This is a genomic window from Kluyvera intermedia (assembly GCF_021440345.1).
In the GTDB taxonomy this organism is placed as follows: domain Bacteria; phylum Pseudomonadota; class Gammaproteobacteria; order Enterobacterales; family Enterobacteriaceae; genus Kluyvera; species Kluyvera intermedia_A.
The window spans coordinates 1-14838 of the sequence record NZ_JAKCNS010000015.1 but is presented as its reverse complement, the minus strand read 5'-3'; the positions used below and the strand labels follow the sequence as shown (position 1 = coordinate 14838).

Below are 14838 nucleotides of genomic sequence, written 5' to 3'. Positions count from 1 at the left end.
TCCGAAGACCCTGCTGATGGCTGGCATTTTTGCCAGTCAATCCGTATAACTGTCCCCTGATTTTATGACCTAACAGTGAAACCAAGCCATGTTGAATGATTCGCTCTGCCGCATTATTGCGGGTGAACTTCAGGCCAGAGCAGAACAGGTGGAATCCGCCGTTCGCCTGCTTGATGAAGGGAACACCGTGCCGTTTATCGCACGTTATCGTAAGGAAGTCACCGGCGGTCTGGATGATACGCAATTGCGTAATCTGGAAACCCGACTGGGGTATTTGCGTGAGCTGGAAGACCGTCGTCAGACCATCCTGAAATCCATTTCCGAGCAGGGCAAATTGACCGATGAACTGGCGAAAGCCATCAACGGCACGCTGAATAAAACCGAGCTCGAAGACCTTTACCTGCCTTATAAGCAAAAACGCCGTACCCGTGGGCAGATAGCCATTGAAGCCGGTCTGGAACCACTGGCGGATCTGCTGTGGACCGACCCATCCCACGATCCGGAGACGGAAGCGGCGAAATTTGTCGATGCCGATAAAGGCATTGCCGACAGCAAAGCTGCTCTCGATGGCGCACGCTATATCCTGATGGAGCGTTTCGCTGAAGACGCCGGACTGCTGGCAAAAGTGCGTGACTACCTGTGGAAAAATGCCCATCTGGTCGCCACCGTGGTCAGCGGTAAAGAAGAGGAAGGCGCCAAATTCCGCGACTACTTCGACCATCACGAACCGATTTCCACCACCCCTTCCCACCGCGCGCTGGCCATGTTCCGCGGGCGTAACGAAGGTGTGTTGCAGCTGGCGCTGAATGCCGATCCGCAGTTCGATGAGCCGCCAAAAGAGAGCTACTGCGAACAAATCATTATCGACCACCTCGGTCTGCGCCTGAACAACGCCCCGGCGGACAGCTGGCGTAAAGCGGTGATTAGCTGGACGTGGCGCATCAAGGTACTGATGCACCTCGAAACCGAGCTGATGGGTACCGTGCGCGAGCGCGCGGAAGATGAAGCGATCAACGTCTTCGCCCGCAACCTGCACGATCTGCTGATGGCCGCGCCGGCTGGCCTGCGCGCCACCATGGGTCTCGATCCCGGTCTGCGCACCGGCGTTAAAGTCGCGGTCGTGGATGGCACCGGTAAGCTGGTGGCCACCGACACTATTTATCCGCACACCGGCCAGGCGGCAAAAGCCGCGGTTGCCGTTGCCGCACTGTGTGAAAAACATAACGTTGAACTGGTGGCTATCGGTAACGGTACCGCCTCACGTGAAACGGAACGCTTCTTCCTCGATGTGCAGCAGCAGTTCCCGAAAGTTACTGCCCAGAAGGTGATTGTCAGCGAAGCGGGCGCATCGGTTTATTCCGCCTCCGAGCTGGCTGCACTCGAGTTCCCGGATCTTGATGTTTCCCTGCGTGGCGCAGTCTCTATCGCCCGTCGTTTACAGGATCCGCTGGCCGAGCTGGTGAAAATCGACCCAAAATCCATCGGCGTGGGCCAGTACCAGCACGACGTTAGCCAGACTCAACTGGCGCGTAAACTGGATGCGGTAGTGGAAGACTGCGTAAACGCCGTTGGCGTAGACCTGAATACTGCTTCCGTACCGCTGCTGACCCGCGTGGCCGGGTTAACGCGTATGATGGCGCAAAACATCGTCGCCTGGCGCGATGAAAACGGTCAGTTCCAGAACCGCCAACAGCTGCTGAAAGTAAGCCGCCTGGGGCCGAAAGCGTTCGAGCAGTGCGCTGGCTTCCTGCGTATCAACCACGGCGATAACCCGCTGGATGCCTCCACCGTTCACCCGGAAGCGTATCCTATCGTTGAACGTATTCTGGCGGCGACCCAACAGGCGCTAAAAGACCTGATGGGTAACAGCAGCGAGCTGCGCAACGTCAAAGCGGTTGATTTCACCGATGAGCGCTTTGGCCTGCCAACCGTTACCGACATCATCAAAGAGTTGGAAAAACCGGGCCGCGATCCGCGTCCTGAGTTTAAAACCGCGAAGTTTGCCGACGGTGTGGAAACCATGAACGACCTGCTGCCGGGGATGATCCTCGAAGGTGCAGTGACCAACGTCACCAACTTTGGCGCCTTTGTCGATATTGGCGTGCATCAGGATGGTCTGGTCCACATCTCTTCACTGGCAGATAAGTTCGTCGAAGATCCACATACCGTGGTGAAAGCAGGCGATATTGTCAAAGTGAAGGTGATGGAAGTGGACCTGCAGCGTAAGCGTATTGCGCTGACTATGCGTCTGGACGAACAGCCAGGGGAAACTAACGCCCGCCGCAGTTCAGGCAACGAACGTAGCCAGGGCAATAACCGCCCGGCGGCGAAAGCGGCTAAACCACGCGCTCGCGAAGCTCAGCCTGCGGGTAACAGCGCCATGATGGATGCCCTGGCAGCCGCCATGGGTAAAAAGCGCTAATCGGTCGTTCTTTTAGCCCGGCCGAGCGCTGCAACGCCGGGCTACATAATCCCTCACAGAGCCAATCAGACGTTCACCCCATCATCCAGCAATACCCGAAATCGAGCGCAATAATTCCGGAACCTCTCTCCAACGTTATATTATTTTCCATTTGTAATAATACGCTTCAGCCGTTTTTATTTTATTAACCAATGAAACCTTAATTAAACATTAAGTGAACTAAAGAATATTTAATTCATTTACCGCTACAAGGCGTTGCTTGCGTCATATCAAAAAAAGTGCAAATTTCCGCCGAAATTCCTTTCAATCGCATGTTATGTATTGATGATAAAAACCATTCTCATTACCATTATTCCCAGTAAGTCTTTACTCTTCATTTGTTGACGATATCCCTGCCGCTGCTCACAGCGCGCGGCGGTATCTCCGCTGTTCGGCTAGCTGATACACAAGTAGGTTATATGCAATTTACACCTGATACTGCGTGGAAGATTGTCGGTTTCTCCCGCGAAATTAGCCCAGCTTATCGTCAGAAACTGCTGTCTCTGGGGATGCTGCCGGGTTCATCATTTAACGTAGTTCGCGTGGCTCCGCTCGGCGATCCTATTCATATCGAAACCCGTCGCGTTAGCCTGGTACTGCGTAAAAAAGATCTCGCGCTCATTGAATTAGAAGCCGTTGCACAATAACTCCAGCCTGGTACTAAGAGTCTGAAATATGAAAAAATTAACCATTGGTTTAATTGGCAATCCTAATTCCGGCAAAACAACGTTATTCAATCAGTTAACCGGGGCGCGCCAGCGCGTGGGGAACTGGGCCGGGGTCACGGTTGAGCGTAAAGAAGGGGCATTTTCCACCACCGATAATCAGGTCACGCTGGTCGACTTACCGGGCACCTATTCACTCACCACCATCTCGTCGCAGACCTCGCTGGACGAACAAATCGCCTGTCACTATATCCTCAGCGGCGATGCGGACCTGTTGATTAACGTTGTCGACGCCTCCAACCTTGAGCGTAACCTCTACCTGACGCTGCAGCTGCTGGAGCTGGGCATTCCCTGCGTTGTCGCACTGAACATGCTCGATATTGCTGAAAAGCAACAAATCCGCATCGACGTTGACGCCCTCGCCGCTCGTCTGGGCTGCCCGGTTGTACCACTGGTTTCAACCCGTGGTCGCGGTATTGAAGCGCTGAAGATGGCCATCGACCGCCACCAGGCGAACAACCCGCTGGAACTGGTGCACTACCCGCAGCCGCTGCTGCGCGAAGCCAATATTCTGGCCGGTGAAATGGCACAGGATATCCCAGAGCGTCAGCGTCAGTGGTTAGGTATGCAGATGCTGGAAGGTGATATTTATAGCCGCGCCTACGCCGGTGACGCCGCGCACAAGCTGGATATTTCGCTCGCTAATCTGAGCGAAGAGATGGATGACCCGGCGCTGTATATCGCCGATGCGCGCTATCAAAGCATCGCCGCCATCTGCGACGCCGTCAGCAATACCTTAACCGCTGAACCGAGCCGTTTCACCACTGCTCTCGACAAAATCATCCTTAACCGGGTGCTGGGATTACCGATTTTCCTGTTCGTCATGTATCTGATGTTCTTACTGGCGATCAACATCGGCGGCGCGCTACAGCCTATTTTTGACGGCGGTTCGGTCGCTATCTTTATCCACGGCATTCAGTGGATTGGCTACACGCTACACTTCCCTGACTGGCTCACCGTCTTCCTGGCGCAAGGTATCGGCGGCGGTATCAACACCGTCCTGCCGTTAGTACCGCAAATCGGCATGATGTATCTGTTCCTCTCCTTCCTTGAGGATTCCGGTTACATGGCCCGCGCCGCGTTCGTGATGGACCGTCTGATGCAGGCTTTAGGTCTGCCAGGGAAATCCTTCGTACCGCTGATCGTTGGCTTCGGCTGTAACGTGCCGTCGGTGATGGGTGCGCGTACGCTTGATGCACCTCGCGAGCGTTTGATGACCATCATGATGGCACCGTTTATGTCCTGCGGCGCGCGTCTGGCAATTTTTGCCGTCTTCGCCGCGGCCTTCTTCGGTCAGGGCGGCGCGCTGGTCGTCTTCTCGCTATACGTGCTGGGTATTGCTATCGCCATCCTGACCGGCCTGATGCTCAAATACACCATCATGCGTGGTGAAGCGTCGCCGTTCGTGATGGAGCTTCCGGTGTATCACGTACCGCACGTGAAGAGCCTGATTATCCAGACCTGGCAGCGCCTGAAAGGCTTCGTGCTGCGCGCCGGTAAAGTTATCGTCATCGTCAGTATCTTCCTCAGCGCGCTGAACAGCTTCTCGTTCAGCGGCAAGATTGTCGATAACATCAACGACTCTGCGCTGGCATCCGTTAGCCGAGTCATCACGCCGGTGTTTAAACCGATTGGCGTGCACGAAGATAACTGGCAGGCGACCGTCGGGCTGTTTACCGGCGCGATGGCCAAAGAAGTGGTTGTCGGTACGCTGAACACCCTCTACACCGCGGAAAATATTCAGAACGAAGAGTTTAACCCGCAGGAATTCCACCTTGGAGATGAACTGCTGGCCGCCGCGGATGAAACCTGGCAGGGGCTGAAAGACACCTTCAGCCTGAGCGTACTGGCAAACCCAATTGAAGCCAGCAAAGGCGATGGTGAAATGGAAACCGGCGCGATGGGCGTGATGGGCAGCAAGTTCGGCAGCGCTGCAGCAGCCTACAGCTACCTGATTTTCGTTCTGCTCTATATTCCATGCATCTCGGTAATGGGGGTGGTAGCCCGCGAGTCGAGCCGTGGCTGGATGACCTTCTCTATCCTCTGGGGTCTGAACATCGCCTACTCGCTTTCCACGCTGTACTACCAGACCGTCAGCTTTAGCCAGCATCCGCGCTACAGCCTGGTGTGCATTCTGGCGGTGATTCTGTTCAACGTCGTGCTACTGGGGCTGCTGCGCCGTGCCCGTAGCCGCGTAGAAGTTTCGCTGCTGGCAACACGCAAAACGCCAGCGTCATGCTGCTCCAGCCCGGCTGGCGATTGCCACTAGGAGTCAAAATGGCATCATTGATCGAAGTACGCGATATGTTGGCACTGCAAGGACGCATGGAAGCCGCACAGCTTAGCGCCCAACTGCATACGCCACAGGCGCTGGTCGATGCCATGCTGGGCCGCCTGGAAGCCATGGGGAAAGTCGTGAAGATTAGCGAAGATCCTGATGGCTGCCTTTCCGGCAGCTGCAAAAGCTGCCCGGAAGGGAAAGCCTGCTTACGAGAATGGTGGGCACTGCGTTGATACCCTATTCCCGGCGTTAACCTGACGCCGGGAATAGAAGGTTAGAAGCTATTTATAGACGTCCGCATTACCGTGAACGGTTTTTTCGTTTTTCCCACCCGCAATGATCACGTAGTACTTCCCGCCCAGCTCATCCGCCTTTTTAGACAGATCGCGCTTAGCGTCCATTGGTGACGTGGTTCTTGAGGTGGTGATGTTGCCGATTTTGGTCAACTTCATCTTGGCGACATCATCTTTTTGGATCTCTTTAGCAGCAAACGCACCGAACGACAGGGAGCCAATTACCAGAGATGCAACAATACCTGTAATAAGTTTCATAGCCTCTACTCTCCATAAGGGTTGTTTTTGCGCCACGACGTTCGGATGAAATAATCACCTGTCGCAACAGCTTAAGTATTGCTATGAATATCTGTTTTACCACGTCCTGCAGGAATTAATTCGTTAACTGCTTTTTCAAAGCCACCAGCGGTTCGCAGAACGCCTGCGGATGAGAGATAAACGGCGCGTGCGCCGCCTTATCAAACATCACCGATTCACTCGCTGGCCACAACGCATCAAGCAGCGGGATGATTTTACGCGGAACCAACCCATCCAGCCGCCCGTACATACGCAAAAATGGCACACTCAGTTCCACCAGCGACTGACGCAGGTCGGCAGTTTTTAGAATCTCCAACCCACCGTTAAGGACCTCTGATGACGGCATAGGCAAAGACAGTACCGTCTGCTTCAGCGCTCTGGCATCCTGGCGGGCACTCTCGGTGCCCATGGTTTGCAGCGCCAGGAAACGTTCGACGGTACGCTGAAAATCATCGCTGAGCTGCTGCTGGAAACCGCTCAATACCTCGGGTTTGATCCCCGGCCACTCATCATGCGCAGCAAAGCATGGCGATGACGCAACGGTCACCAGCGCCTGTACGCGTTCAGGATGGCGTAATGCAATTTGGCTCGCGACCAACCCTCCCAGGCTCCAGCCAAGCCAGACGGCCTGCGCTGGCGCTTTCTCCAGCACCTTCTCGGCCATCTCTTCCAGCGATAAAGCGCCAAAACCGACGCTGCGTCCGTAGCCCGGTAAATCGACCAGATGCAATGTGAAATGCGCACCTAATTCCGCCGTGATGCAATCCCAGACCTGTGCATTCAGTCCCCATCCGTGCAGCAGCACAAGATGACAATTTCCTTCGCCCGTGGTTTGCCACCAGATGTCGTTCATCAGCTATTGTTCTCATTTCTTCGCTTCAAGGGGGGATTATGCTAACAGTCCACGGCTTATGCTGGCTATGCAAAATGCCGCTGGCGCTACCGGCATGGGGCGTTTGCTCACGCTGTGCCAGAACGTTATTTAGCAAGATGTGCGGTTGCCCGCAGTGTGGATTACCATCAGCCAGCATGAATACACCGTGCGGCCGCTGCTTGCAAAAACCGCCGCCATGGCAGCGGTTAGTGGCGGTGAATGACTATCAGCCGCCGCTCAGTCAGATGGTGCATCGCTTCAAGTTCAGCGGCCAGGCCGAACTGGCATCCACGTTGGCTCGCCTGCTGCTTTTAGCCGTTCGCCAGCACTCGGGGCTGCCGGCCCCTGAGCAACTTATCAGCGTGCCACTATGGCAGCGACGGCACTGGCGGCGCGGCTTTAATCAAAGTGAACTGCTGTGTAAGGCGCTCAGCGCGTGGTTGCCCTGCGAATATAACCCACGAACGCTTTCCCGCATCCGGCCCACCGCTACGCAACATCAACTCAACGCCAGGCGACGTCGGCACAACCTGAAAAATGCTTTCCAGCTTGAATTACCGGTACAGGGTCGCCATATGGTTATTGTGGATGATGTTGTGACGACGGGCAGCACCGTGGCCGAGATTTCCCGCCTGCTTTTGCGAAATGGCGCGGCAAGCGTTCAGGTATGGTGTCTGTGTCGCACCTTGTAGACCCCCAGCGATGGGCGTATTATAACCAACTAAAGTAGTCAACTATTAGGTCAAAGCTATGATCCGTATTTCCGATACTGCGCAAGCGCACTTTGCCAAACTTCTGCAAAATCAGGAAGAAGGGACACAGATCCGTGTATTTGTGATCAACCCTGGTACGCCTAACGCAGAATGCGGCGTTTCTTATTGCCCGCCGGATGCGGTGGAAGCAAGTGACACAGCACTGAAATTTGAACAGATCACCGCCTATGTCGATGAACTGAGCGCTCCGTATCTGGAAGATGCGGAAATTGATTTCGTCACCGACCAGCTGGGTTCTCAGCTGACGCTGAAGGCGCCAAACGCCAAAATGCGTAAAGTGACCGACGACGCACCGCTGATGGAGCGCGTTGAGTACATGCTGCAATCACAGATTAACCCACAGCTGGCAGGCCACGGCGGCCGCGTTACGCTGATGGAAATCACCGACGACGGCCTGGCCATCCTACAGTTTGGCGGCGGTTGTAACGGTTGTTCCATGGTCGACGTGACCCTGAAAGAAGGCATCGAGAAACAGCTGCTGGTCGAGTTCCCTGAGCTGAAAGGCGTACGCGATCTCACCGAACACCAGCGCGGCGAGCACTCTTACTACTAAGTATTCGAGTGTTTTCCCTCGGCCCGGGCAAGGCGTTTTGCCGACCCCGGGTTAGTATCAGCATTCTCCTGATGGCGCTTAGCCTGTCTGAACAATATCCCCTCATTTCCCATGTTACCGCGCAACATTTCTCTCATTTTGCTATCCGCAACGCTGCATAAAACCAGCCAATAGTTTGACTGGAGTCGCATATTTCACATTTCCACCCTCTGGCATATTCTCAAACACGCCATGTTACCCGTATCATCCCGCCATACGCCACCGAGTTAAATAATAGCCAGCTATTCTCTGTCTGAGTCATACAACATTGCGGTGGCGTGAAGTAGTCAGTGCCTATTCCCTCTGTAGGGACAATTGGAAGTTGTCGCAGCAACAATGACGTTACCCATAACATATTAAAGGCTGGAAAAATTATGCCATTAATCATCGTAGCAATCGGGGTTATCCTCTTATTACTGTTGATGATCCGCTTCAAAATGAACGGATTCATCGCACTGGTTCTGGTGGCACTTGCCGTCGGATTGATGCAGGGCATGCCCCTGGACAAAGTGATCGTCTCCATTAAAAACGGCGTAGGCGGCACCCTCGGTGGTCTGGCGCTGATTATGGGCTTCGGCGCCATGCTCGGTAAGATGCTGGCCGACTGCGGTGGTGCACAGCGTATCGCTACCACCCTTATCGACAAATTTGGTCGCAAGCACATCCAGTGGGCCGTTGTTCTGACCGGTTTCACCGTAGGCTTCGCGCTGTTCTATGAAGTGGGCTTCGTGCTGCTGCTGCCGCTGGTCTTCACCATCGCCGCTTCCGCGCGTATTCCACTGCTGTACGTCGGTGTGCCAATGGCTGCGGCGCTGTCCGTTACCCACGGCTTCCTGCCACCGCACCCAGGCCCAACCGCTATCGCCACCATTTTCCACGCGGATATGGGTAAAACGCTGCTGTACGGTACGCTGCTGGCAATCCCTACCGTTATTCTGGCGGGCCCGGTTTACGCTCGCTGCCTGAAAGGCATCGACAAGCCAATCCCGGAAGGTCTGCACAACCCGAAAACCTTCACCGATGCAGAAATGCCGTCCTTCGGCGTCAGCGTCTGGACTTCTCTGGTTCCGGTTATTCTGATGGCACTGCGTGCCGTTGCTGAAATGGTGCTGCCGAAAGGTCACGCCCTGCTGCCTGCCGCTGAGTTCTTCGGCGACCCGGTGATGGCGACGCTGATTGCCGTGCTGATTGCTATCTTCACCTTCGGCCTGAACCGTGGTCGTTCGATGGACGAAATCAACGATACGCTGATCTCCTCTATCAAAATCATCGCCATGATGCTGCTGATTATCGGCGGTGGCGGTGCGTTCAAACAGGTTCTGGTCGACAGCGGCGTGGATAAATACATCGCCTCTATCATGCACGAATCTAACGTCTCTCCGCTGTTTATGGCATGGTCTATCGCCGCCGTTCTGCGTATTGCGCTGGGTTCAGCGACCGTTGCGGCCATTACCGCAGGCGGCATCGCGGCACCACTGATTGCCACCACCGGCGTCAGCCCAGAATTGATGGTTATTGCGGTCGGTTCCGGTTCCGTCATCTTCTCTCACGTGAACGATCCAGGTTTCTGGCTGTTCAAAGAGTACTTCAACCTGACTATCGGCGAGACCATCAAGTCCTGGTCGATGCTGGAAACCATTATCTCGGTTTGCGGTCTGGTAGGTTGTCTGCTGCTGGGGATGGTGGTTTAACACCACAAATGACAGATAAAAAAACGCCGGGGCAAGCCTCCGGCGTTTTCATTTTTACTTCTTCTTACTCGCCGCTTTCCGGCGCTTATCCAAATCTTTAATCAGCTTGTTCACACCGTCATCGGCAAACATCGCTTCCAGCGAGGTGGAGAGCTTACGCCGCCAGTTCGGGTATTCAGTGCTGGTTCCCGGAATATTCACCGGCGAGGACATTTGCAGCCAATCCTCCGGTTGCAGTCCCAGCAGCGCGCTGTTGCTATCCGCAATATAGCGCTGCATACCGCGGCTTAAGGTGGTGGTCATCGACATCAGCGACGCCTTGTGACCCGCACGTTTCGGCAGCGCGCCGTACTTGTGCAGCGCATCCAGCAGCCCTTGTTTCGCCAGTTCGCGATCCTGATACAGCCCGCGCAGAACGTCAGCGTCAGGGTAAAGCCCCAGCTCATTGCCCAGCGTCAGATCTCCACTCTCCCAATAGCCGCGCAGCGTTGGCAGGTCATGGGTGGTAGCCACGGCCATCGACTGCTCCGGATACGCTTTTGGCGAGCGGAAGGTCTTCTCGTGGTCATTCTCAAAATAGAGCACTTTGTAGGAGTAAACACCGCTCTTACGCAGCTTACTGACGATTTCAACCGGCACCGTTCCTAAGTCTTCGCCAATCACCATACAGTTGTGACGCTTACTTTCCAGCGCCAAAATCGACAGCAGCGCATCCACCGGATACTGCACGTAGGCACCATGATCGGCGGTTTCACCGTACGGGATCCACCACAGGCGAAGCACCGACATCACGTGGTCGATACGCAGTGCGCCGCAGTTCTTCATATTAGCGCGCAGCAGTTCGATAAACGGCTCATAGGCGCGGGCCGCGATGATATGCGGATCCATCGGCGGCAATCCCCAGTTTTGCCCCAGCGGCCCGAGGATATCCGGCGGTGCCCCAACGGATGCCTTCAGGCAGTAAAGCTCGCGGTCGCACCAGGTTTCCGCGCCGCCTTCTGCCACACCTACCGCCAGATCGCGGTAGAGGCCAATTGGCATGTCATCGCGCTGACTGGTCTGCCAGCAGTCGGCAAACTGGCTATACGCCAGCCATTGTAGCCACAGGTAGAAATCCACCTCGTCAGCATGTTTCTTGCAAAACGCGTGCACTTCCGGGCTTTCGGTCGTGCGATAGGCTTCCGGCCATACCGGCCAGCCCCAACGCATCGGATCTTCTTTCACCTGATGCGCATGCAGCGCATCAAATGCCGCCTGCCAATACAGACTCTCGCCTTCTTTGTCGACAAAGTAGCGGAAGGCCGTCATCTGCTCATCATTGCGTTTGGCAAAGCGATTCCACGCCATACGCAGCGCGGCCATTTTCAGTTCGGTGACCGCGGTGTAGTCCACCTGCTCCACGTCACGCGCGGCTTTCAGCTTCTTCTGCGTTGCCGGTAGTTTCCACCATGCCTGAGCCTCTTCACTTTTGGCAAAGTCTTCCACCGCGTTGACGTCGATGTAGATAACGTTCATCCAGCGGCGCGAAGAAGGGCTGTACGGGCTGGCGCTTTCCGGGTTCGCCGGGTAGAGCGCGTGGATTGGGTTGAGGCCAATAAACGCGCCGCCGCGTTTGGCGACTTCCGGCAGCATCGCCTTCAGGTCGCCAAAATCGCCAATCCCCCAGTTTTTCTCCGAACGCAGCGTATAAAGTTGCACGCAGGCGCCCCACAGCTTTTTCGCCTCTTTGAGCGGCTTCGGTTCATAGCAGCGCTCAGGGGCTACAATCACCCGGCAGTGCCAGCGTTCATCGCTCTGCGTCAAAGTCAGTGAATGATACCCTTCCGACAAGCGGGTCGGCAGGCTGAGGTTTTTCCCCCCAGCCACCTGCCCCTGATACTGCTTGCCCTCTTCGGTAGTGAGGATCCAGCTAAACTCGCCTTTCCCCTCCACCGGCAGCGCCATTTTCTTGCCGTACGTCCAGACCATCACGTTCGGCACCGGCGTGGCTGCCACATCGGCAGCAGCGCCGTGGTGCATCGCGTCAAGCAAACGCCGTTTGGTGTCGGCACCGATAGACTGCGGCTTACCGTGGGCATTGATGTAGTTTGGGCTAATCCCCGCCGCCAGCGCGGCATTATCGAGGCGTTTGCTTTCCATTGCCTGTCCTTAGCGTTTTGCCTGCCAGATACGTTTTTGATAATCGCGGATAGAGCGATCGGAGCTAAACATGCCGCAGCGCGCGGTATTCAGGATGGCGGCACGCGTCCAGGCTTCCTGGTCACGGTACAGCACATCAACCTGCTTCTGCGCTTCTACATAGGCGGCGAAGTCGGCCATGACCAGATACGGGTCGCCGCCCTGCTTGCCGATGCTGTGCAGCATCTGGTCAAACGCGTGTTTGTCGCCGTCGCTGTATTTACCGCTCTCCAGCTCTTTTAGCACCGCGTCCAGCTGCTTGTCGGCTTTACGCCATTTCAGCGGATCGTAGCCTTTCGCCTTCAGCGCTTTCACCTGCTCGACGGTGTGACCGAAGATAAAGATGTTTTCCTCGCCCACCTGCTCGGCGATTTCAACGTTCGCACCGTCCAGGGTACCGACGGTCAGCGCGCCGTTCAGTGCCAGCTTCATGTTGCCGGTACCGGAAGCCTCTTTGCCCGCGGTGGAGATCTGCTCGGACACATCTGCCGCCGGGATCAGCATCTCGGCCGCCGACACGCAGTAATCCGGCAGGAACACCACTTTCAGCTTATCGCCCACTTTCGGGTCGTTGTTCACCGCTTCGGCAACTTTGTTGATCGCCAGAATGATGTTTTTCGCCAGGTAGTAGCCAGGAGCCGCTTTCGCGCCAAACAGGAACACGCGCGGTACGCGGTCTGCCTGCGGATTTTCACGAATCTCTTTATACAGCGCCAGAATGTGCAGCAGATTCAGGTGCTGACGTTTGTATTCGTGCAGACGTTTGATCTGAATATCAAAAATAGCGTTGGTGGTGATCTCAATACCGGTACGCGCTTTGATAAATTTCACCAGACGCTGTTTGTTCGCCAGCTTGATCTCGCGGTACTGCTGACGGAATTTCGCGTCGTCGGCGTATTTTTCCAGATTGATCAGTTGATCAAGATCGTTGGCCCACTCTTTCTTCAGCGATTTATCCAGCAGCGCGGCCAGCGCCGGGTTGCACTGTTTGATCCAGCGACGTGGGGTAATACCATTGGTGACGTTATGGAATTTGTTCGGCCACAGCTGGTGATATTCCGGGAACAGATCCTTCACCACCAGATCCGAGTGCAGTGCAGCCACGCCGTTAACCGCAAAGCCGCTGACCACACACATGTTCGCCATGCGAACCTGCTTGTTATGCACCACGGCGAGCTTCGCCCAAACTGCCTCATCGCCCGGCCAGGTTTTGTCGACCAGCACTTTGAAGCGTTTGTTGATCTCATTAATAATCTGCATATGACGCGGCAGCAGCGCTTTAATCAGTTTTTCATCCCAGCATTCCAGCGCTTCTGGCATCAACGTGTGGTTGGTGTAGGCGAAAGTTTTGCTGGTGATGGCCCAGGCATCGTCCCAGCTCAGTTGATGCTCATCAATCAGTACGCGCAGCAGTTCTGGAATCGCGATGGTTGGGTGGGTGTCGTTAAGCTGAATGACTTCGAAATCAGCCAGTTCGTGCAGCTTGCGGCCCGCCAGATGGTGACGGCGCAGAATATCGGCTACCGAGCAGGCACACTGGAAGTACTGCTGCATCAAGCGCAGCTTTTTACCGGCGGTATGGTTGTCGTTCGGGTAGAGCACTTTGGTCAGCTTCTCGGCGTCGATACCCTGCTGTTCTGCACGCAGGAAATCGCCATCGTTGAATTTGGTCAGGTTAAACGGGTGCGCGTGGGTCGCCTGCCACAGACGCAGAGGCTGCGCCACGCCGTTACGATAACCCAGCACCGGCAGATCCCAGGCTTCACCGGTGATGGTAAATGCCGGCTGCCACTCTCCTTTCACCACTTTACCGCCGATACCTACCTGAACGTCCAGCGCCGCGTTATGGCGGAACCACGGGTAGCTGCCGCGCTTCCAGTCGTCCGGCGCTTCCATCTGATGGCCGTCGTCAAAGGACTGACGGAACAGGCCGTACTGGTAGTTCAGGCCGTAGCCGGTCGCCGACTGGCCAACGGTGGCCATTGAGTCGAGGAAGCATGCTGCCAGACGCCCCAGCCCACCATTGCCCAGAGCCGGATCGGTCTCTTCTTCCAGCAGGTCAGTCAGGTTGATGTTGTAGCCTTTCAGCGCCTCGCTGACGCCTTCGTACCAGCCGAGGTTGAGCAGGTTGTTGCCGGTCAGACGGCCAATCAGGAACTCCATGGAGATGTAGTTCACATGGCGCTGATTTTTTGCCGGCTTAGCTACCGGCTGTGCGGAAAGCTGCTCTGCCAGCGCGCCGCTCACAGCCTGCCACCACTGGTGAGACGTCATTTCGGAAGCGGCCTGTAGGCCAAAGCGCTGCCACTGACGCGTCAGGGCAGCCTGGAATGAATCGTGATTAAAAGTAGGCTGTGACATAGCGAATTAGAATCCTTTTTACATAAACATTAGCGCTAGTGTGCCGGGCTGATTGCGCGACTTCCTCCTCCTGTCCTGGATTAGCCGGGGAGGAGTCGCAGGGATGAGCGAAAAGTGTGATCGCTGCCACTATAACGTTAGCTGTCGGCGGCCAAATCGTACATTTTTAAGTCAGCTTAAACGTCATCTTATCCCTATACAGTGTCAGGGATTAAGCCAAAAATGTTTTCGCCTTAGCTCATAAAATGAAATGGCGTTTTGTAATGAATATGCAAATAAGGAAACTATTTCTCGGTAATGACTCCAACTTAT

The 14838-nt window shown here is 55.3% G+C and carries 11 protein-coding genes; 7 read left to right on the top strand and 4 right to left on the bottom strand.

What is annotated here, in order from left to right; genetic code table 11:
* The first annotated feature begins 88 nt into the window (after positions 1 to 88).
* The 4 genes from LZ634_RS04615 to feoC all read left to right on the top strand — a co-directional run bounded on the left by LZ634_RS04615 (position 89) and on the right by feoC (position 5700).
* Positions 89 to 2422, top strand: coding sequence for a Tex family protein (locus LZ634_RS04615; protein WP_234502649.1), 2334 nt, complete (start codon positions 89 to 91; stop codon positions 2420 to 2422).
* 458 nt (positions 2423 to 2880) lie between these two features.
* Entirely contained in the window at positions 2881 to 3108 is a 228-nt protein-coding gene (feoA, locus tag LZ634_RS04610) for a ferrous iron transporter A (RefSeq protein ID WP_052282977.1), read from the top strand.
* A gap of 28 nt (positions 3109 to 3136) precedes the next feature.
* Complete coding sequence (gene feoB / locus LZ634_RS04605) at positions 3137 to 5455, top strand: Fe(2+) transporter permease subunit FeoB (RefSeq protein WP_234502647.1); 2319 nt, start codon at positions 3137 to 3139, stop codon at positions 5453 to 5455.
* 8 nt (positions 5456 to 5463) lie between these two features.
* Complete coding sequence (feoC, locus tag LZ634_RS04600) at positions 5464 to 5700, top strand: [Fe-S]-dependent transcriptional repressor FeoC (RefSeq protein WP_052282836.1); 237 nt, start codon at positions 5464 to 5466, stop codon at positions 5698 to 5700.
* Between the two features lie 48 nt (positions 5701 to 5748).
* Here feoC and LZ634_RS04595 read toward each other — a convergent pair whose 3' ends face one another.
* Both LZ634_RS04595 and bioH read right to left on the bottom strand, forming a co-directional pair.
* The gene (locus tag LZ634_RS04595) at positions 5749 to 6018 is read right to left on the bottom strand and encodes a YdgH/BhsA/McbA-like domain containing protein (protein WP_234502644.1); all 270 of its coding nucleotides are present in this window, start codon (positions 6016 to 6018) and stop codon (positions 5749 to 5751) included.
* A 115-nt stretch (positions 6019 to 6133) separates the two neighbouring features.
* Positions 6134 to 6910 (bottom strand): pimeloyl-ACP methyl ester esterase BioH, encoded by a 777-nt coding sequence (gene bioH / locus LZ634_RS04590; RefSeq protein WP_234502643.1) that lies wholly within the window; start codon positions 6908 to 6910, stop codon positions 6134 to 6136.
* 38 nt (positions 6911 to 6948) lie between these two features.
* On the opposite strand from bioH, the gene gntX reads away from it, so the two are divergent.
* From gntX to gntT, 3 genes are all read left to right on the top strand, one after another.
* Positions 6949 to 7623: a DNA utilization protein GntX gene (gene gntX, locus LZ634_RS04585; protein WP_234502641.1), complete on the top strand. Its 675-nt coding sequence runs from the start codon at positions 6949 to 6951 to the stop codon at positions 7621 to 7623.
* Positions 7624 to 7681: 58 nt separating this feature from the next.
* Positions 7682 to 8257, top strand: a complete 576-nt coding sequence (gene nfuA, locus LZ634_RS04580) for a Fe-S biogenesis protein NfuA (protein ID WP_234502639.1) — start codon at positions 7682 to 7684, stop codon at positions 8255 to 8257.
* 413 nt (positions 8258 to 8670) lie between these two features.
* Entirely contained in the window at positions 8671 to 9987 is a 1317-nt protein-coding gene (gene gntT, locus LZ634_RS04575) for a gluconate transporter (protein WP_052282841.1), read from the top strand.
* A 54-nt stretch (positions 9988 to 10041) separates the two neighbouring features.
* Here gntT and malQ read toward each other — a convergent pair whose 3' ends face one another.
* Together malQ and malP are read right to left on the bottom strand one after the other, a co-directional pair.
* Positions 10042 to 12126, bottom strand: a complete 2085-nt coding sequence (malQ, locus tag LZ634_RS04570; protein ID WP_234502637.1) for a 4-alpha-glucanotransferase — start codon at positions 12124 to 12126, stop codon at positions 10042 to 10044.
* Positions 12127 to 12135: 9 nt separating this feature from the next.
* Complete coding sequence (gene malP / locus LZ634_RS04565; RefSeq protein ID WP_234502634.1) at positions 12136 to 14526, bottom strand: maltodextrin phosphorylase; 2391 nt, start codon at positions 14524 to 14526, stop codon at positions 12136 to 12138.
* Positions 14527 to 14838 lie beyond the last annotated feature (312 nt).